This window comes from Novosphingobium sp., assembly GCF_041915465.1.
Classification (GTDB): domain Bacteria; phylum Pseudomonadota; class Alphaproteobacteria; order Sphingomonadales; family Sphingomonadaceae; genus Novosphingobium.
This window is the reverse complement of sequence record NZ_JAYSBK010000058.1, coordinates 1-19,089: the sequence shown is the minus strand read 5'-3', so window position 1 is coordinate 19,089 and position 19,089 is coordinate 1. Positions and strand designations below refer to the sequence as shown.

Below are 19,089 nucleotides of genomic sequence, written 5' to 3'. Positions count from 1 at the left end.
GCGGCAGGCCGATGTGGGTGGTGCCGCCCTTGCCGGGGGTCACGCCCGCAACCATCTGCGTGCCGTAATCCAGCGCCGCCTGGGTGTGGAAGCTGCCGGTGGCGCCGGTCATCCCCTGGGTGATGACTTTCGTGTTTTTGTTGACGAGGATGCTCATTTATTTTGTCCCCAAAAGCGTTCGTTTTGAACCGGAAGGAATGTAAAGCCGAAGGCAGCCAGCCAGCCGATCAAGAATATCAGCAAAAAGCCTAAGCCGAACGGGTTGGGATGCTTCAAGATCAAGAACCACCCCACGAACCCAAGCCATACAAGGTAAGCAAAAAACGTGAGTCGTTTCCTGCGGCAAATTATGGTCAGCGCGGGCAAGGTGCCCGCAACCGCAACTGCCGCAAGAAACAAGATTGTTTCCATTAGCTAGCCAGGCTGGGGTCAATCGCCTTGCAGGCAACCAGCAGTTCCTTGACCGCATCGACCGAGACGTCGAAGTTGGCCTTGGCTTCCGCGTCGAGCGCGATTTCGATGACTTCTTCCGCGCCGTTCGCGCCGATCACGGTCGGCACGCCGACATAGAGACCGTCGAGGCCGTACTTGCCGTCAACATAGACTGCGCAGGGCAGGATGCGCTTCTGGTCGCCGAGGTAGGCTTCGGCCATGGCAATCGCGCTGGTGGCGGGGGCATAATAGGCCGAACCGGTCTTGAGCAGGCCGACGATTTCGCCGCCGCCCGAACGGGTGCGCGCCACGATCGCGTCGATCGCTTCCTTGCTCGACTTGCCCATCTTGACGAGGTCGTCGACCGGAATGCCCGAAACGGTGGTGTAGCTGGTGACGGGGACCATGGTGTCGCCGTGGCCGCCAAGCACGAAGGCGTTCACGTCCTTGACCGAAACGCCGAATTCCCAGGCGAGGAAGGTGGCGAAGCGGGCCGAATCGAGCACGCCGGCCATGCCGACGACCTTGTTGGCCGGAAGGCCCGAGAATTCGCGCAGCGCCCAGACCATCGCGTCGAGCGGGTTGGTGATGCAGATCACGAAGGCATTCGGGGCGTGCTGCTTGATGCCTTCGCCGACGGACTTCATCACGCCGAGGTTGATGCCGAGCAGGTCATCGCGGCTCATGCCGGGCTTGCGGGGCACGCCGGCGGTGACGATGATCACGTCCGCGCCCGCGATGTCGGCATAATCGTTGGTGCCGGTCAGCTTGGCGTCGAAGCCTTCGACCGGGCCGCACTGCGCCAGGTCAAGCGCCTTGCCCTGGGGGATGCCTTCGGCGATGTCGAACAGGACGATGTCGCCCAGTTCCTTCTTCGCGGCGAGGTGAGCAAGCGTGCCACCGATCATGCCGGCGCCGATAAGGGCAATCTTCTTGCGCGAAGTGGTATTGGCCATGATGCGACGATGTCCTTCCCTGAAATGCGGGATCACGTCTGGCAATCTGGGCAGTCCATTCCATCCCGCTGGAGTGCGGACGTCCCGGTGAACGGGGGTGGCCCTAGGCCGGTGGATTGGGGATTGCAAGGCAGGAAAGGCCTATCAGGGCAACTTATTTGTGATAACAGTTCGCAATAGCAACAAGCGTTCAGAAAGCGGGCAAAAGCAACCTTTCTCCGCGCCTGCACGAGCAAGCCGGCCGCAATGACGTAAGGTAAGAGCAGGTCCGCGCCCGGACCGCAGGGACTATGCCCCGAACTTGCGCACCAGCGCCGCGGCCATCCGGCGGTCGAACTTGCCGCAGATCTCGAGCCAGTAGCGATAGGTCTGAACCTCGCCCGCGTGATAGCCGCGTTCGGCTTCGCGCCGGGCCTGTTCGGCAGCGCCGAGGCCGTGGGTGGCAAAGTGCTTGATCGCATCGCGCAGCATCCGGTCGGAAGTAACCGCGCCGCGTCGCCCGGTGCTGGGCCGGCCGGTGCTGGGCCGACCGTCGCAATTATCGTTCGCGGCCTCGCGCGCAAGGTTGTTCCGGCTCGCTACGCCGAGGAAGGCGGAGACGACGGGGCGGGCGGCGGCAAAGTGGATCGGCATGGCCAAGGCTTTAGCCGCGCGCGGCTAAGGCTTGGTTCGACTGTATGGTTTTCATGCTTTTAACCACGCCAGAGGGGCGGAAATCCGTGCGTTCAGTTGCCCGGCTGGGCGATCCATTGGCCCGAATTGCGGTATTCCGGCCTGACGTTTTGCCCGTCTGGCAGCTTGTCGCCGCGGTACAGCGCATCGCCGCCGCGGTTCTGGACTTCGCTGGAATAGACCGGAGCCGGAGCGGCGGCCGCGCCGTGGGGACGCGGGGCGGCGTCACCGGGCGTCGCCGCCGCCGACTGTCCGCTTGCCGGCGGCAGGCCGGCCTCATAGGCGCGCTGCAGGGCCAGCGGATCGAGCGAAGGATCGGGTGCCGTGCTGGCCGCCGCGCTGCGCGGATTGGGCGCGGCCACCGGCTCGCCGCCGCGATAGGCAAAGTGGAAGGCGGACGCCGCACCGGCCGGGCCGCGCCAGCTGAAGAACTGGTGTGCGCCGATCGTGGTGATCTGGTTCATCTGCGCGTCCCAGGCGGGATGAACCGCGATGGTGTGATAATGCGTGGCGAGGCCGACCGAAGGCTCGACGAAGCCCGACAGCGCCGCAATCGCGACGTTCTGCGCGCGGTTCCAGAAGAAGCGGTTGGGGACGCGGGCCAGCGATCCGTCGCAGGTGAAGCTGAACTGGCACCCGGTGGTGCGCTCCGATCCCTGGTAGACCACACCGCAGACCGTGTTTGGAAAGGCGGGATGGGCAACGCGGTTGAGCACGACCTGCGCCACGGCGCGCTGGCCCTGGTCGGGCTCGCTCGCAGCTTCGTAATAGATCGCGGCTGTCAGGCACTGCACTGCGCGGGTGCGGTCGACGCCGGAGTTGTCGATGCGGAACGCGCGGGCAATCGCGCCATTCGCCACCAGATCGCCATAGGATATCCCGCCACTGGCCGTGGGCGTCGCCGTTTCGGGGGCGAGGTAATAGAACGCCGAGCCGGGGAAGCTGTCGCCCGTGCGTTCGAACGGCATCGGCTCGACCGTGACCTGCGCCGCGCCGGCATTGCCGATGTCGAAGCCGCCCCATTCGCCTGGTGCGGCCAGCGCCGGGACCGCGACCGCCGCCAGCAGCACCAGCGCGCGGCGGCCCAGGTGACGCCGTGCGCCCCGCATCCCCACCGTGCGCACGCCCTTGCGCGGCAGCCGCGCGGCGAAATCGCGCGGCCTGGCCTCGTGGGCCAGCTCTGGAAATAATGGGGGGTGAACAGGGTTCATCGGTTCCGTCTTGGTTACGCGCCTTCGCGCGTAGTCTGGTTGCGACCGTCCCGCAGCAACGCAGATCGCTCCGTGCCGATGCGGGACACAACGCGCGATAAGGTTAAGCGGTTAAGAAATGGCCCAATTGCCTGCCCCGCTTGCCCCTGCGGCGCATCGGAGCTATGCGCCGTCCCACGTCATGGGTTGTCCGCTTCGGCGGACCTAAGAGGGAAGGGGGTTCAATTCCCCCGCTGCCCCCGCAACTGTGACCGGGGAGCGATGCGCCCATACGCCACTGGTTCAACACCGGGAAGGCGGGCGCAAAGCAACGATCCGGGAGCCAGGAGACCTGCCGGTGACGGTCGTTCCGCAGCCGGGCGGGGTGTACCGGAATGCAGCGTGGACCCGCTAATTCGCGCGGGGCCTCTCGCCATGAACGGCATTCGTTCATGTTGTGAGGTAATCGCGTGAAGTATCTGTTTTATATTGGTTGTTCGTTTTTTTCGGTCGCTCCGGCTATGGCGGCGACCTGCCCGCCGCCGCGTGACGATGTCGTCCTGTTCGATTGTCCTGCGCCGCCGCAGACGGACAAGTTGAAGGTCATGTCCGAGCCGGTAGCGGCCGTTGCTGTCGAACACATCTATTCCGTAGCGAACCGGGTTCCGGCTGAGCAGATTGTTGTCACCGCCAGCGGCTGGGGCGATATGATCGCGCAGACCGGCCAGTCGGTCAGCGTGATCGGCGCCGGCGAACTGGCGCGCGTGCAGGGGCCGGACCTGACCCGCGTGCTCGAACGCCTGCCCGGCGTTACCTGGACCCGCAGCGGGGGCCTTGGCAGCCAGACCAGCCTGTTCGTGCGCGGTGGCAATTCGGAACAATTGCTCGTCACCATCGACGGCGTGCGCGTGGAAGACCAGGCCGCGCCCTCGGGCGGGTTCGATCTTGGCACGCTGCTGAGCGGCGGGGTCGGCCGGGTCGAACTGCTGCGCGGATCGAACAGCGTGGTCTGGGGGTCGAGCGCGGTCTCGGGCGTGCTGGCGGTCACCACGGCGGAAATGAACGGCGTTTCGGCCAGCGCGGAATATGGCGCCAACGAGACCTGGAGCGGCGAGGCACAGGCCGGCATCGCGAATGAAAGTCACGCCCTGACGCTGGGCGGCGGCTATACCGAAAGCAGGGGCATCTCGGCCTATGCGCTGGGGACCGAGCCCGATGGCTTCCGCCAGTGGCATGTCGGAGGGCGCGGGCGGATTGCGCTCGCGAACGACTGGTCGCTGGTCGCGGTGGGGCGCTATGCCGACAGCCGGATCGAGTTCGACGGCTATCCTTATCCGCTCTACGTCTTTGCCGATACGCCCGAGTACCAGACCACCCGGCAGGCATCGGGCCGCGCCGGGTTCGAACATTCGGGTGATGACCTGCTGCTGCGCGGCGGCGTCGCGCTGTCGAGCACCAGGCGCGCCTATTACGACCCGACCTATGGCAGCGCGCCGAACTATGAGACCGATGGCCGCTCCGTCCGCGCCGATCTGGGCGGGCGGCTTATGCTGCCGTCGGACTTCACGCTCGATTTCGGGGCTGACAGCGAATGGACCCGCTTTTCGACCAGCTACGATCCGCGCCAGACCGCGCGGCTCAGCAGCGGTCACCTGCAATTGGGTTATATCAGCGGCGACGGTTCCCTCTCGCTGGCGGCGGGCGCGCGCTTCGACGATCACGACCGCTTCGGCAGCCACTGGACCTTCGGGGCCAATGGCGCGGTCGAAATCGGCGGGGGCTGGAGGCTACGCGCCAGCTATGGCGAGGGCTTCAAGGCGCCGACGCTTTACCAGCTCTATGGCTACGGCGGGAACGCGGGCCTTCAGGCGGAAACCAGCCGCAGCTTCGACGGCGGGATCGAACTGGGCGACCGCAACAGCGCGCTGCATTTTGGCGTTACCGCGTTCCAGCGCGATGCCCGCAACCTGATCGACTACCTCTACCCCAGCGGCTATTTCAACGTCGGCCGCACCCGCGCGCAGGGGCTGGAAATCGAGGGCGATGCGCGGGTTACGCCGCATTTCGCCGTCCATGCCGCCTATACCTATGTCAAGTCGACCAACCGCGCGACCGGCAAGGATCTGGCCCGCCGCCCGCGCCACGCGCTGACCGTTTCGGCGGACTGGGAAACGCCGCTGGCCGGCCTTGCGCTGGGTGCTGACCTGCGCATGGTGGGCGATAGCTATGACGATGCCTGGAACACGGTGCCGCTCGATGGCTACGCGCTGGTCACGCTGCGCGCCGCGGTGCCGGTGGGTGAGCATTTCGAGCTCTATGGCCGCGTCGAGAACGTGGCCGACGTGCGTTACCAGACGGTGGCGGGCTACGGCACTTATGGCCGCAGCGCCTATGCCGGTGTGCGCGTGAAGTGGTAAAACGGCTCGCGCCTTGCCTCGCAATCGCGCTGGCGGCCTGCACGCAGGCCCCGGCGCGCGAGGTGGGGCGCGAGTTTCCGACCATCGTCAGCCTCAATCCCTGCACCGATGCGATCCTGGCCGAAGTGGCCGATCCGCAGCAGATCCTGGCGCTATCGGCATACAGCAGCGACCCGGCGTCGAGTTCGATGGAGGTGGCGAAGGCCCGCCAGTTCCCGGCCGTGGCGGGAACGGTCGAGGAAGTGGCGGCGCTGCGCCCCGATCTGGTGGTCGGCGGCACATTCATGGCCCCGGCCACGGTAACGGCGCTGGGCGGCATGGGCTTTCGGCTTGAACAGTTCGGCATCGCGCCGACCGTGGGCGAAAGCGAGGCGCAGGTGCGCCGCCTCGCCGCGCTGGCCGGGCATCCCGAACGCGGCGAGGCGCTGGTGGCGGAGATCGAGGCCGTGCTGGCCGCCAACCGCGCCCCCGCCGGGCCGCCGGTTCCCGCGATTGTGTGGCAATCGGGCGGGATCGTGCCGGGCAGCGACACGCTGATTTCCGACCTGCTGGCGCGCACCGGCTTCACTAATGCCGCCGCCGCGCGGGGGATGAAGCAGGCCGACGTATTGCCGCTGGAACTGATGCTGATCGCCCCGCCGCGCGTGATTTTCACCGCGGGTAGCCGGTTTTCGGAAGAAGATCGCCTGCTGCGCCATCCGGCCTTGGCGCACTTGACGGACACCCGGCGCGAGCCGCTCAGCCCCGCGCTGCTGTGGTGCGGCGGGCCGACAATCGTGCGCGCGGCCACGCGGCCGGGCGACGTGAGGCGCAGCCTGTGACGCGCCCCGTCCTCATCCTGATCGCCGCACTGGCGTTCGCCGTGCCGCTTTCACTGCTGGCAGGCCGCGTGTGGATCGACCCGTTGGGTCCCCAGGTGCCCAATGCCATGTCCATTCTGATGGAACTGCGCGCTCCGCGTGCCGCGCTGGCGCTGGTGCTTGGCGCGGGGCTGGGCGCGGCGGGGGCGGCAATGCAGGGCTACCTGCGCAATCCGCTGGCCGATCCGGGCCTGTTCGGGATTGCCCCCGGTGCGGCGCTGGGCGCGGTGCTGAGCTTCTGGACGGGTTATGCAGCGCAGCCGTTTGCCCTGCCGCTCTTCGCGCTGCTGGGTGCGAGCGGGGCGATGGCGCTGCTTGGGCTGATCGCGGGCAGCGGCGGTTCGGTGACCCTGTTTACCTTGGCGGGCATGATGATCGCCAGCCTTGCGGGGGCGCTGATGAGCCTGGCGATCAGCCTGTCGCCCACGCCCTTTGCCATGTCCGAAATCGTCACCTGGCTGATGGGCGCGCTGACCGACCGTTCGTGGCAGGACGTGTGGGTGTCGGCACCGCTGACGCTGGCCGGGATTGGCGCGCTGATGCTTGCGGGGCGCAGCCTCGATGCCCTGACGCTGGGCGAAGCGGCAGCGCGCTCGCTGGGTGTTTCGCCGCGCCGGTTGCAGGGGCTGATGATCATCGGCGTGGGGCTGACCGTGGGAGCAGGCGTCGCCGTGGCGGGGATTATCGGTTTCGTCGGGCTGATGGTGCCGCACCTCATGCGCCCGTTTACCGACCGCCGCCCGTCCTCGCTGATCGTGCCGAGCGCGCTGGCCGGCGCATTGCTACTGCTGGTGGCGGATTGCCTGTGCCGGGTGCTGCCGCTGCAAAGCGAGCTGCGGCTGGGGATCGCGCTGTCGCTGGTCGGCGCGCCGTTCTTCCTGGTGCTGCTGCTGCGCCTCAGGAGGAGCCTCGCATGACGCTGTCTGTATCGCAGCTGAGCCTTGCCGGGCGGTTGGACAACCTGACGCTGGAATTTCATCCGGGCGAAGTCACCGCGATCTGCGGTCCGAACGGGGCGGGCAAGTCGAGCCTGCTGACCTGCCTGGCGGGATTGGCCGGGGAAGGCGTGGCGCTTGGCGGCGCGGCGCTGTCCGCAATGCCGCCGCGCGAGCGGGCGCGGGCGATCGGCTACCTGCCGCAAAGCGCCGAAGTGGCCTGGGATGTCTCGGTCGAAACGCTGGTCGGGCTTGGCCGCCTGCCTTGGCAAAGCGGAGCGGTGCAAGACGCGCGCCATGTCGCCGATGCGCTTGCGGCGATGGAACTGAAAGCGCTGCGCAATCGCCCCGTCTCGCAGCTGTCGGGCGGTGAGCGTGCCCGGGCGCTGGTCGCCCGCGTGCTGGCGGGAACACCGCGCTGGCTGCTGGCGGACGAACCGCTCGCCAATCTCGACCTGGCGCATCAACTGGCCCTGCTGGCCAGCCTGCGCGCCTTGGCGGGGCAGGGGCTGGGCGTGGTGCTGGTGCTGCACGATCTGGCCCACGCGATGAACCATGCCGACCGCGTGATCGTGCTGGATGGCGGCAGGCTGGTCCGCGATGGCCGCCCGGAAGTGGCGCTGGACGAGGCTACCATTGCCAAGGTCTGGGGGGTCAGCGCACGCTGGCTCGGCGAACCGGGGCAGCGTGCGCTGGTGGTCTGACTTACTTCAGCCCGCGTGCCTTGAGCATCGGCTCGATGCTGGGATCGCGGCCCGCAAAGGCGCGGTACATGTCCGCATAGTCGAGCGAGTGGCCCTTCGAGAGGACCATGTCGCGGAAGCGCTGGCCGTTGGCACGGGTCATGCCGCCGTTCTCCACGAACCACTGGTAGGCGTCGTGATCGAGCATTTCGGTCCAGCTATAGGCATAATAGCCCGCCGCATAACCATTGGCCCAGATGTGGCGGAAGTAGCTGGTGCGATAGCGGGTCGGCACATGCGCGATGTCGAGCCCGGTCGAACCCAGCGCGGCGTTTTCGAATGCGTCCACGTCCTGCTTGCCCGCGTCCGCGCCCAGCGTGTGCCACTTGAGGTCGAGCAGGGCCGCGGTGACGACTTCGCCCAGCGCATAGCCCTGGTTGAAGTGCCTGGCCTTTTCGATCTTGGCGACCAGCGCCGCCGGCATCGGTGCGCCGGTCTTGTAGTGCTTGGCGAAGTTCGCCAGCACGCGCGGCTCGGTCATCCAGTTCTCGTTGAACTGGCTGGGGAATTCCACGAAATCGCGCGCGGTGTTGGTGCCCGCGATGCTGGGATAGCGCTGGTTAGACAGCATCCCGTGCAGCGCGTGGCCGAATTCATGGAACATGGTGTTGGCATCGTCCCAGGTGATCAGCGCGGGCTGGCCGGGGGCGGGCTTGGTGAAGTTCTCGACGTTGTAGACCACCGGCTTGGTGCCGAGCAGCGTGGTCTGGTCGACGAAGTTCGACATCCACGCGCCGCCCGACTTGTTGTCGCGCTTCCACGGGTCGAAATAGAACAGCGCCAGTTCGCTGCCGTCGGCGTCGAACACTTCATAGACCGTCACGTCGGGGTGATAGGTCGGGATATCGGTGCGCTTCTTGAAGGTCAGCCCGTAAAGCTGGTTGGCGGCAAAGAAAACGCCGTTTTCCAGCACGTTGGTGATCTCAAGATAGGGCTTGATCTGGTTCTGGTCGAGGTCGTACTTCTGCTTGCGCAGCTTTTCCGAATAGTAGTCCCAGTCGGCCGGGGTGACGGTGAACTTGCCGCCATCGGCCTTGATGAACTTGTTGAGTTCGGCAGCCTCGCGCTGCTGCGCGGCGGCGAGCGAAGGGACGAGCTGTTCGAGGAAGCCGATCGCCTTGGCCGGGGTCTGCGCCATCTGGTTGCTCAGCGCAAAGGCGGCATAGTTCGGGAAGCCAAGCAGCTGCGCCTTCTGTGCGCGCAGCATCGCGATTTCCTGGATCAGGCCGCGGGTATCGTTGGCATCGCCGCGTTCCGAGCGCATCCAGCTCTTCTCGAACAGGGCCTGGCGGGCCTTGCGGTTCGACATCGTCGCGAGCAGCGGCTGCTGAGTGGTGTTCTGCAGCGGGATAACGTAGCTGCCCTTGGGCAGGCCGCGATCGGCCGCGCCGCGCTCGGCGGCGGCCACATCGGCGGCGGACAGCCCGGCCAGCCATGCCTTGTCGGGGAACACCAGCGCGCCGTCCTTGGTGCCCTTGGTCAGGTACTGGCCGAAGTCGGTCGACAGGGTCGAAAGGCGGCCGTTGATACCCTTGAGCGTTTCCTTGTCGGCAGCCGAAAGCATCGCGCCGTTCTTGACCATCTGTTCGTAAGTAATGGTCAGGACCTGGAGCTGGTCGGGCGCGAGGTTCAGGCTGGCGCGGTTGTCATAGAGCCACTTCACGCGGCCAAACAGCTTGTCGTTGAGCAGGATCGAATCGCGCATCCCCGCAAGCTTGGGCGCGGTGCGGCTGTCGACGCCGTCCAGCGTGTCGTTGGTATTGGCGCTGGTCAGCGCGCCGAACACGTTGAGCACGCGGGTCAGCATCTGGCCCGACTTTTCGAGCGCCTCGATGGTGTTTTCAAAGGTCGGCGCGGCGGGGTTGCCGGCAATCGCATCGACTTCGGCCAGCTGGATCGCGATGCCCTGCTCGATCGCGGGTTCAAAGTCGCTGTCCTTGATCTTGCTGAAGTCGGGCGCCTGGAACGGCAGCGTCGAAGGTTCGGCGAAGATGCCGGTGCCCTTGGGGATCACGGGGGCATAGGGCGCGGCGGTGGGGGCGGCCTGCGCCACCGGGGCCGGGGCGGCCACTTCCTTGGGCGCGCAGGCGGCCAGCGCCAGCAGCGAAACGGAAACGAGGGGGAGGGTGCGCATCGGTGAATATCCTGTCGGAGAAAGGGGTTGGGGGCAGCGTGGCCGCCGCCCCCTGAATGCTTGCGGACGGATCCGGCTTACCAGATCTTGGCGCGCTGTTCGGGCGCAAGGTAGAGCGCGTCGCCCTGCTTCACGCCGAACGCCTGATACCACTGCGGCACGTTGCGCAGCGGGCCATAGAGGCGGAACATCGCCGGGCTGTGCTCGTTGGTGGCCACCTGGCGGCGCAGCGCATCTTCGCGGGCCTTGCTGCGCCAGACCTGCGCCCAGCCGAGGAACACGCGCTGATCGCCGGTGTAACCGTCGAGCACCGGCGCCTCGCGCCCGCCGAGCGAGGCGTGATAGGCATCCAGCGCCACCGAGATCCCGGCGAAGTCGGCGATGTTTTCGCCCATCGTCAGCGTCGGGTTAACGAAGGCGCCGGGGGCGGCTTCGAACTTGGCATACTGTGCGCCGAACACTTCGGATTCCTTCACGAAGCGGGCGGCATCTTCGGGCGTCCACCAGTCGCGCACCTTGCCGCTGGCATCGACCTTGCGGCCCTGATCGTCAAAGCCGTGGCTGATTTCGTGGCCGATGACCGCACCGATCGCGCCATAGTTCACGGCATCGTCGGCATTGGGATCGAAGAACGGCGGCTGGAGGATCCCGGCCGGGAACACGATCTTGTTTTCGAGGAAGCCGTTATAGGCGTTCACCGTCTGCGGGTTCATGCCCCACAGCTTCTTGTCGACCGGCTTGCCGAGGAAGCTGAGGTTGTAGGCCGCGTTGAACTGCCCTGCGCGCACGACGTTGCCGTAAAGGTCGGTCGCGCTGATCTTGAGCGCGTCGTAATTGCGGAACTTGTCCGGATAGCCGACCATCACTTCCATGCGGCTCAGCTTTTCGAGCGCGGCCTGCTTGGTCGCCTCGCTCATCCAGTCGTTGTTGCGGATGCGGCCGGCCATCGCGGTCTTCAGGTTGGCGACCAGCGCTTCCATCTTGGCCTTGGACGAGGCCGGGAAATAGCGCGCGACATAGTCCTGACCGACCAGTTCGCCCAGCGAGCCATCGACCAGGTCGACGCCGCGCTTCCAGCGCGGACGGTTTTCGGTCACGCCATTGAGGGTCTTGGTATATTCAAAGCGGCTGTCGACCATCGCCTTGGTCAGATAGGGCGAGGCCTGGTCGGCGATGTGGAACTGCTGCCACAGCTTGAGCGTGGCGAGCGGCGTTTCGCCAAAGAACTTCGCGATCGCCTTGATCGCGGTGTTCTCGTTCACGATGATGCGCTTCTGGGCGGGAATCCCGGCGCCCGCAAAGTAGGCGTTCCAGTCCATCCCCGGTGCATAGGCGATCAGCTCGGCCGTGCTCATCGGGTTGTTGAGCTTGTCGATGTCGCGGCGGTCGTCGATCTTCCAGCTCTTGTAGGCGATCTCGGTTTCAAAACCCATGATCGTGTCGGCGGCCTTTTCGGGATCGGGGTTGCCGATCGCCTTCATGGTGCGCACGATATAGGCGCGGTAGGCGTTGCGCTGCTTTTCGAACTGGGGCGAGAAGTAGTATTCGCGCTCGGGCAGGCCGATCCCGTCCTGGCCCATCCACAGCACGTTGAGTTCCGGGTTCGCGGTGTCGGCATAGACGCCGAAGCTGACCACCGAACTGCCGAACTTGCCGTTGGTCCCGCCCATGAAGCGGGCGAACTGCGACTTGGTGCTGATCGCGTTGACGGCTGCCAGGTCACGCTTCAGCGGGGCGAGGCCGATCTGTTCGATCCGCTTTTCATCCATGAAGCTGGCATAGAACGCGCCATACTTGCTGCCGGCGGGGGCGTTGAGGATGAGATCCTTGAGCTGGCCCGAGGTGCGCTCGCGCAGGTCATCGAACGCGCCGATCGAGGGACGGTCGGCCGGAATCCCGGTGGCGTCCATCCACTTGCCCGAAGTGTAGCGCAGGAAATCGTTGCCCGGCGTGACCGAGCTGTCACCCCCGGCGAGGTCGACACCCCAGGCGCCGATCGCGGGCTTGCCCGCAGCGGCTTCAGCGGCCGGGCCGTCGGCGGCGACGAGCTGAGCGGTGACCAGCGGCGCGGCCAGGACCGCGAGCGCGGCGGCGGAAATGAACAAGCGAGATTTCATGGTGTTACGACTCCCGAAGACCGGATGCGCAAGACGCCCCGAAAGCGGGGCCCGCGCAAGGATGGCCTTTCCTCGCGCGCGCGCCGCGCAGGGTCAATGCCGTTCGCAGAGCGCGAATGGCCGTTCGTAGAGTGACGCGGCCAACCGTTGCTTCGGCCGGCCACGCAAAGTGCAATTATTGCTTGGGCTGCGCGCAGCGCGAGAAATCGCCCGCGTTGCAGGCGGCAACGTCGGCTTCCCACTTCTTCATCGACGCGTCGTATTCGGCCTTTTGCCGCGCAGTCTCGGCCTCGATCCGGGCGACTTCCGCTTCGCGGGCCTTGACCGCCGCTTCATAGGCGGCCTGGCTGGCCGCGTTCTGCTCTAGCTGGGCCTTGGCTGCGGCGGCCTGTTCGGCGTTCAGCCTGGCGCGCGCTTCTTCGGGCGTTTCCGCCTGCTGCGTGGCGGCCAGCGCGGGAGCGGCAACGGCGATCGCCAGTGCCAGTGCCCCGCCAAGGGCCGACTGCTTGGGTGCGTTGATCTTCAGCATAATCCATTACCTCCACGACCCGCCCTGGGGGTTTCATAGCCCCGTCGCCGTGACCATGAAACCCCTTTGGCGTCATTCCGTCTCAAGGCCGGTCGGGATCGGCCTCGCGGTTGGTCATCGGTTCGGAATCCTGATCCGGCATCCTGACGCGCGGATTGACCCGCTTGGGCGGGGCCGGTTGTTCCGCCACAGGCTCTGGTGGAGGCGGAGGCGCAGGCGGTGCCGGGGGCTGCCACTGCACCGGAGGCGGTGGCGGCGGCGGCGGGGGCGGCGCATAAACAGGTTGCTGCGGCTCCGGCTGAACCGGGGGCACCGGCGGCTGATAGCGCGGATTTGTCCAGGCCGGCGGTTCCTCCTGGGGCGGCGGCTGATAGCGCACCGGTGGCGGGGGTGGCGGCGGCGGAGATGGAGGCGCAGGGGGCGGAGGCGCAGGCGGCTGCCATTGCGCCGGAGGCTGCCACTGCGTTGGCGGCGGCACAGGCGCTGGTGCGGGCGGCGGCGGCGGAGGAGGCGGCGGCGGAGGAGGCGGCGGGGCTGGTGGTTTCGGCCTGGGCGGCGGCGGTGGCGGAGGCGGCGGCGCGGGCGGCTGGACGATCGGATTGCCGGTTGGCGGCGGTGCGCCGCGCTGTCCGCTGCGCTGCCAGTCGTCATAGCGCCAGCGGGCATCGCCGCGATTGCGGCGCTCCTGGTCAAGATTGCGCGGCGGATGGTTGTAGCGCTGCTCGTATTCGAAATTGCTCCAGTCCGGGCGCTGGCGCCATTCGTCGCGCCAGCCGCCGTTCCAGCTCGTTCCCCAGCCATAGCTGTAGCTGTAGGAATTCATGTAATTGCCCCAGCCATAGGCCGCCTCGCCATCCCAGCGGCGCTGGCGCAGCGATGCCGCATAGAGCGCGCGGCCGCGGTTCTGGTATGCTTGGCTGTCGTAACGCTGGCGGCCGGAAAGGTCCGCGGTCCACAGTCGGCCGTTGTTGTCATAGACCTGGACCAGCCGGTATCCGTCGAAGGCGTAGCTGTAATAGGAATCGCGCACCAGGTAGGGCGCGGTTTCGTGGACGGCGAAGTAATACTGGATGATCCCGTCGCGTCCGGGCTCGACGATCAGCATTTCGCCGGCGCGGCTGACCCAGGCCCAACTGTCGATCCCGTCGTATTCGAAAGTGAAGTCGGGTGGGGAATTGCCGATCGCGTCGGCAAAGCTGTCGGCCAGGTCGATCCAGAAGAACGCCTGCACCGGCGGCGGCGGTTCACGATAGACCGGTGCCGGGGGCGGTGCGGGTGGCGGCGGCGGTGCTTGCTGCACCAGCGGCGGCGGCGCCTGATTGCCTTGCAGCGTCGTCACCGCAACCGTCTGGACCGGCGGGGCCGGCGGGGCCGGGGGCGCGATTGGCTGGGTCTTGCAGGACTTTACCTTCTTGCCTTTGACCTTTTTCACCGTGCAGACAGTTTTGGTCGTGGCCGGCTTCCTGGCCTTTTTCTTGGCGGTCTTTTTCTTGGTCGCGGCCTCGGCGGTGCCCATGCCGGCAAGGCTGCGTGCCAGTGTCGCGGGGACAGGCACGGAAACGACGCGCTCGCCCAGCGCGATTTCAAGCCGTCCGTCCGCATCGAGCGGCGAAACCAGCGGAACCAGCGCCGCGAGCGGCAGTGCCGCCAGCAACGCCCGGCGGCGAGACAAAGTAATCTTACGCATCGACACAGTCATGCGAATCCCCCGAACAGCATGTTCTGCGCGCCCAATAGGTTCATTGCATGGAAAAAATGGCTCGTAAATGAACAGATCGAGCAAACGACCGGCGGGAACTCACCACCACGGGCCTTCGCGCTCAAGCCGTTGCTTCGCTTGATTGACCGCATTGGTCGCGCGATTGGTAAATTCGCCGAATGCGTTGACGCGCGGTTCGACGAATTCGGCGGGGCAATCGGCGTTGCCCATGGCATCGAGATACCATTTGAGCGTATCCATGACCTTGAGCACGCGGTCGCCCGCGCTCTGGGGGTTGTTGGCGATGGCCCACTCGATGCCGGAAATGTCGGGGAAATTCTTGTCGTAGTCGTTGCTCAGCGCCGTGCAGTAATGATTGCGCCCGCGCGCGATGCCGGGGCGGTCGCCATTCTGCGCCGCCGCCAGCACCGCGCCGGGTGGGACCGGGGTGTCGAAGGCGGTCTGGCACTGCACCGCAAGATCAAGCTGGGCACTGACCGAAGTCGTGCCGGGGCTGTAGGAGCCGACCCGGCGGTCCATGTCGGCATAGCTCATTCCGGCGGCGCTGGCCGCGCGGCGGACCATTTCGTCGCCCGCCCAGGTCGAACCCCAGGCGTTGGGCGGGTACTTGGCGTCGAGCCAGCGATAGATGCCCGCGCATTGTACCGGATCGGGCCCCGTGACGACCGCGACCGGCGTGCGCGCCGCCGCCGCGCCGCCGCGCGTTGCCGCGGCCACGCCAAAGGTCTTGGGACAGGCGTTGCTCACCAGCGAGTCGAAGCTCGCAAGTTCGATCCGCCCGTCGGATACGGCGGCGTCGAGGCGCGGCTCGCGCGCGGTCAGGTCGGCGCGCACGTCGCTCTCGCTGCGCTGACCAAGCCGTGCCGCCGTGGTCACCAGTTGCTGATAGGCCGGTCCGCGGTCGCCGATGTAGCCATAGATCAGCGCACAGGTCAGCGCATTGTCGGCGGTCGGTTCGACCTGGGCCAGCGCCGGCGCGGCCGGAAAGAGCATGGCGGACACAACGACTGGAGCAAGCAAACGCATCAACGATTTCAAGCGCATGGGATTCCCTGTTGCGGATTGGCGGGCCTGTGCCGGCCACCTTGCCCGGCGCACGGATCATGCGATGCCCGGCGCGGCTTGTCGATAGCCAGCGGCGCGGCCACCGGCACAGCGGTCCTGTCCCTTGGGGAAGCGCGGGGCGCGGCCCTTGCCAGAATCGAACAAATCTGGAACAGCCAAAGCCATGTCGCTCTCCAAGATCGTCGTGCGCGGTGCGCGCGAGCACAACCTCAAGGGCTTTGATGTCGAGCTGCCGCGCGACAGCCTGATCGTCATCACTGGCCTGTCGGGTTCGGGCAAGTCGAGCCTCGCCTTCGACACGATCTATGCCGAAGGCCAGCGCCGCTATGTCGAGAGCCTGTCGGCCTATGCCCGCCAGTTCCTCGAAATGATGCAGAAGCCCGATGTCGAGCATATCGACGGCCTCAGCCCGGCGATCTCGATCGAGCAGAAGACCACCAGCCGCAACCCGCGCTCGACCGTGGCGACTGTTACGGAGATCTACGACTACATGCGCCTGCTGTGGGCGCGCACCGGGGTGCCTTATTCGCCCGCCACGGGCCTGCCGATCGCGGCGCAGACGGTCAGCCAGATGGTCGACCGGGTGATGGCTCTGCCCGAAGGCACACGCGCCTACCTGCTCGCCCCCGTGGTGCGTGGCCGCAAGGGCGAATACCGCAAGGAACTGGCCGAGTGGCAGAAGGCGGGCTACACCCGCGTGCGGATCGACGGCGAACTCTACGCCATCGAGGACGCCCCCGCGCTCGACAAGAAGTACAAGCACGACATCGAGGTCGTGGTGGACCGCATCGCCGTGCGCGAAGGCATTGAAACGCGCCTTGCCGACAGTTTCGAGCAGGCGCTGAAACTGGCCGAGGGGCTGGCCTATGTCGATCTGGCCGACGGCGTCGTGCCGGGGCGCGAGGACGAGGAATCGGGCGGGGCGATGAAGGGCGCAGGGCTACCGCCCAACCGCATCGTCTTTTCCGAAAAGTTCGCCTGCCCGGTCTCCGGCTTCACCATCGAAAGCATCGAACCGCGCCTGTTCTCGTTCAACGCGCCGCAGGGGGCCTGCCCGGCCTGCGATGGCCTTGGCGAAAAGCTGCTGTTCGATCCGCAGCTGGTCGTGCCGAACGAGGCGCTCAGCCTCAAGCAGGGGGCGATTGTGCCTTGGGCCAAGTCGAACCCGCCGTCGCCCTATTATATGCAGGTGCTGGCCAGCCTGGCGGCCGAATTCGGCTTCAGCCTCGAGACGCCGTGGCAGGACCTGCCGGGCGAGGTGCAGCTCATCATCCTCTACGGCACCGGGGGCAAGCCCGTCGCGCTGACCTTCATGGACGGCAAGAAGAGCTACACCGTCAAGAAGGCGTTCGAGGGCGTGATCGGCAACCTCAACCGCCGGATGCTGCAAACCGAAAGCGCCTGGATGCGCGAGGAACTGGGCAAGTTCCAGACCGCGCAGCCCTGCGAAACCTGCGAGGGCAAGCGCCTCAAGCCCGAAGCGCTGGCGGTGAAGGTGGCGGGCGCCGACATTTCGAGCATCACCCGCCTGTCGGTCGATGCGGCGGTGGCGTGGTTCGGCGCGCTGAATGACCAGCTGACCAGCCAGCAGCAGCAGATCGCCAAGGCCATCCTCAAGGAAATCAACGAGCGGCTGGGCTTCCTCAACAACGTCGGGCTCGATTACCTCAATCTCGATCGGACCAGCGGCACGCTCTCGGGCGGGGAAAGCCAGCGCATCCGCCTCGCCAGCCAGATCGGCTCGGGCCTGTCGGGCGTGCTCTATGTGCTCGATGAGCCCTCCATCGGCCTCCACCAGCGCGACAACGACATGCTGCTCGAAACGCTGAAGCGCCTGCGCGATCTGGGCAACACCGTGATCGTGGTCGAACACGACGAGGACGCGATCCGCACCGCCGACCATATCGTCGATCTTGGCCCCGGCGCGGGCGTCCACGGGGGCGAGATCGTGGCCCAGGGCACGCTGAAGGATATCCTGAAGTCCAAGACCAGCCTGACCGGGCAATACCTGTCCGGCGTGCGCAAGATCGAGGTGCCGGCCACCCGCCGCAAGGGCAACGGCCACTTCATCACCGTCCACAACGCGCGGGCCAATAACCTTACCGGGGTGACGGCGAAGTTCCCGCTTGGCACCTTCTGCTGCGTCACCGGGGTGTCGGGTAGCGGCAAGTCCAGCCTCACGCTCGACACGCTCCACGCGGGCGCGGCGCGCGCGCTCAACGGCGCGCGGGTGATCGCGGGCGCGCATGACCGGATCACCGGCCTCGAAATGTGCGACAAGGTGATCGAGATCGACCAGTCGCCCATCGGCCGCACCCCGCGCTCCAACCCGGCCACCTATACCGGCGCCTTCACCCAGATCCGCGACTGGTTTGCGGGCCTGCCCGAAAGCGCCGCGCGCGGGTACAAGGCCGGGCGGTTCAGCTTCAACGTCAAGGGCGGGCGGTGCGAGGCCTGCCAGGGCGACGGCCTGATCAAGATCGAAATGCACTTCCTCCCCGACGTCTACGTCACCTGCGAGGAATGCGGCGGCAAGCGCTACAACCGCGAAACGCTGGAGGTAAAGTTCAAGGGCCACTCGATTGCCGACGTGCTCGACATGACGATCGAGGACGCGGAAGAGTTCTTCAAGGCCGTCCCCCCGATCCGCGACAAGATGCATATGCTGAACGAAGTCGGCCTCGGCTATGTCAAGGTCGGCCAGCAGGCGACGACCCTGTCGGGCGGCGAGGCGCAGCGCGTGAAGCTCGCCAAGGAACTCAGCCGCCGCTCAACCGGCCAGACGCTCTACATCCTCGACGAGCCGACCACCGGCCTCCACTTCGAGGACGTGCGCAAGCTGCTCGAAGTGCTGCACCGGCTGGTCGACCAGGGCAATTCGGTGGTGGTGATCGAACACAACCTGGATGTGATCAAGACCGCCGACTGGATCATCGACCTCGGACCAGAGGGCGGCGTGCGCGGCGGGGAGATTGTGGCGGAGGGGACGCCGGAGGAGGTGGTCCGCGTGGAGAAGAGCTTCACGGGCAAATACCTGAAGCCGCTCCTGGGCAAATGACCGGGACCGAGCCTGCCCCGGACTTGATCCTGGGGCGGACCAGATGGTGCAGGTCGAGCGGAGCTTTGCGGGGCGGTATTTGGTGCCGTTTTTGGGGTGAAGGCTTAGAGTTTAGAAGTGTCACTACGGAGGGCTAGGCCGCAAACTCATAAATCGAGATGAGCTGTTGCGGTCAGCTCGAACGACCGGCTAGCTTACCCTAATGACGACCGACCTTCTCATCGACGGTATGCTTTCGGGCACGGGCGTGCGTGACGCTGT

Annotated in this window: 14 protein-coding genes, 1 pseudogene and 1 riboswitch; of the genes and pseudogenes, 5 read left to right on the top strand and 10 right to left on the bottom strand. The window is 66.4% G+C overall.

The window, feature by feature from the left end; all coding sequences use genetic code 11:
• From ACE3SN_RS10945 to ACE3SN_RS10925, 5 genes and pseudogenes are all read right to left on the bottom strand, one after another.
• A pseudogene (locus ACE3SN_RS10945) lies at window positions 1-157 on the bottom strand (succinate--CoA ligase subunit alpha); the annotation flags it as partial.
• Window positions 154-411, bottom strand: coding sequence for a hypothetical protein (locus ACE3SN_RS10940; RefSeq protein WP_374529932.1), 258 nt, complete (start codon window positions 409-411; stop codon window positions 154-156). The gene ACE3SN_RS10940 and the pseudogene ACE3SN_RS10945, both read right to left, overlap by 4 nt.
• Entirely contained in the window at window positions 411-1,388 is a 978-nt protein-coding gene (mdh, locus tag ACE3SN_RS10935; RefSeq protein WP_374529930.1) for a malate dehydrogenase, read from the bottom strand. The genes ACE3SN_RS10940 and mdh overlap by 1 nt, the downstream gene beginning before the upstream one ends.
• Before the next feature lie 288 nt (window positions 1,389-1,676).
• Window positions 1,677-2,027 (bottom strand): hypothetical protein, encoded by a 351-nt coding sequence (locus tag ACE3SN_RS10930; protein ID WP_374529928.1) that lies wholly within the window; start codon window positions 2,025-2,027, stop codon window positions 1,677-1,679.
• Window positions 2,028-2,113: 86 nt separating this feature from the next.
• Window positions 2,114-3,271: a cell wall hydrolase gene (locus ACE3SN_RS10925; protein WP_374529926.1), complete on the bottom strand. Its 1,158-nt coding sequence runs from the start codon at window positions 3,269-3,271 to the stop codon at window positions 2,114-2,116.
• Window positions 3,272-3,437: 166 nt separating this feature from the next.
• Window positions 3,438-3,625, top strand: a riboswitch (cobalamin riboswitch).
• A 146-nt stretch (window positions 3,626-3,771) separates the two neighbouring features.
• Here ACE3SN_RS10925 and ACE3SN_RS10920 point away from each other — a divergent pair.
• Genes ACE3SN_RS10920 through ACE3SN_RS10905 form a run of 4 tightly spaced genes read left to right on the top strand, consistent with a single transcriptional unit; the run spans window position 3,772 to window position 8,166 of the window.
• Window positions 3,772-5,667 carry a TonB-dependent receptor plug domain-containing protein gene (locus ACE3SN_RS10920; RefSeq protein WP_374529924.1) on the top strand — a complete coding sequence of 632 codons (1,896 nt, stop codon included), beginning with the start codon at window positions 3,772-3,774 and terminating at the stop codon, window positions 5,665-5,667.
• Window positions 5,661-6,488 carry an ABC transporter substrate-binding protein gene (locus ACE3SN_RS10915; RefSeq protein WP_374529922.1) on the top strand — a complete coding sequence of 276 codons (828 nt, stop codon included), beginning with the start codon at window positions 5,661-5,663 and terminating at the stop codon, window positions 6,486-6,488. Before ACE3SN_RS10920 ends, ACE3SN_RS10915 begins: the two co-directional genes overlap by 7 nt.
• Window positions 6,485-7,444: a FecCD family ABC transporter permease gene (locus ACE3SN_RS10910; RefSeq protein WP_374529920.1), complete on the top strand. Its 960-nt coding sequence runs from the start codon at window positions 6,485-6,487 to the stop codon at window positions 7,442-7,444. Before ACE3SN_RS10915 ends, ACE3SN_RS10910 begins: the two co-directional genes overlap by 4 nt.
• Complete coding sequence (locus tag ACE3SN_RS10905) at window positions 7,441-8,166, top strand: ABC transporter ATP-binding protein (protein ID WP_374529918.1); 726 nt, start codon at window positions 7,441-7,443, stop codon at window positions 8,164-8,166. Before ACE3SN_RS10910 ends, ACE3SN_RS10905 begins: the two co-directional genes overlap by 4 nt.
• Before the next feature lies 1 nt (window position 8,167).
• Here ACE3SN_RS10905 and ACE3SN_RS10900 read toward each other — a convergent pair whose 3' ends face one another.
• The 5 genes from ACE3SN_RS10900 to ACE3SN_RS10880 form a co-directional block, all read right to left on the bottom strand.
• On the bottom strand, window positions 8,168-10,339 hold the full coding sequence (locus ACE3SN_RS10900) for a M3 family metallopeptidase (RefSeq protein WP_374529917.1): 2,172 nt from the start codon (window positions 10,337-10,339) through the stop codon (window positions 8,168-8,170).
• Window positions 10,340-10,416: 77 nt separating this feature from the next.
• Window positions 10,417-12,456, bottom strand: coding sequence for a M13 family metallopeptidase (locus tag ACE3SN_RS10895; protein ID WP_374529916.1), 2,040 nt, complete (start codon window positions 12,454-12,456; stop codon window positions 10,417-10,419).
• A gap of 175 nt (window positions 12,457-12,631) precedes the next feature.
• Window positions 12,632-12,985, bottom strand: coding sequence for a hypothetical protein (locus tag ACE3SN_RS10890; protein ID WP_374529915.1), 354 nt, complete (start codon window positions 12,983-12,985; stop codon window positions 12,632-12,634).
• 82 nt (window positions 12,986-13,067) lie between these two features.
• Complete coding sequence (locus ACE3SN_RS10885; RefSeq protein WP_374529914.1) at window positions 13,068-14,672, bottom strand: hypothetical protein; 1,605 nt, start codon at window positions 14,670-14,672, stop codon at window positions 13,068-13,070.
• A gap of 111 nt (window positions 14,673-14,783) precedes the next feature.
• Window positions 14,784-15,707, bottom strand: a complete 924-nt coding sequence (locus ACE3SN_RS10880; protein ID WP_374529913.1) for a hypothetical protein — start codon at window positions 15,705-15,707, stop codon at window positions 14,784-14,786.
• 226 nt (window positions 15,708-15,933) lie between these two features.
• On the opposite strand from ACE3SN_RS10880, the gene uvrA reads away from it, so the two are divergent.
• A complete protein-coding gene (gene uvrA / locus ACE3SN_RS10875; RefSeq protein ID WP_374529912.1) occupies window positions 15,934-18,828 on the top strand; it encodes an excinuclease ABC subunit UvrA in 2,895 nt (964 codons plus the stop codon).
• Window positions 18,829-19,089 lie beyond the last annotated feature (261 nt).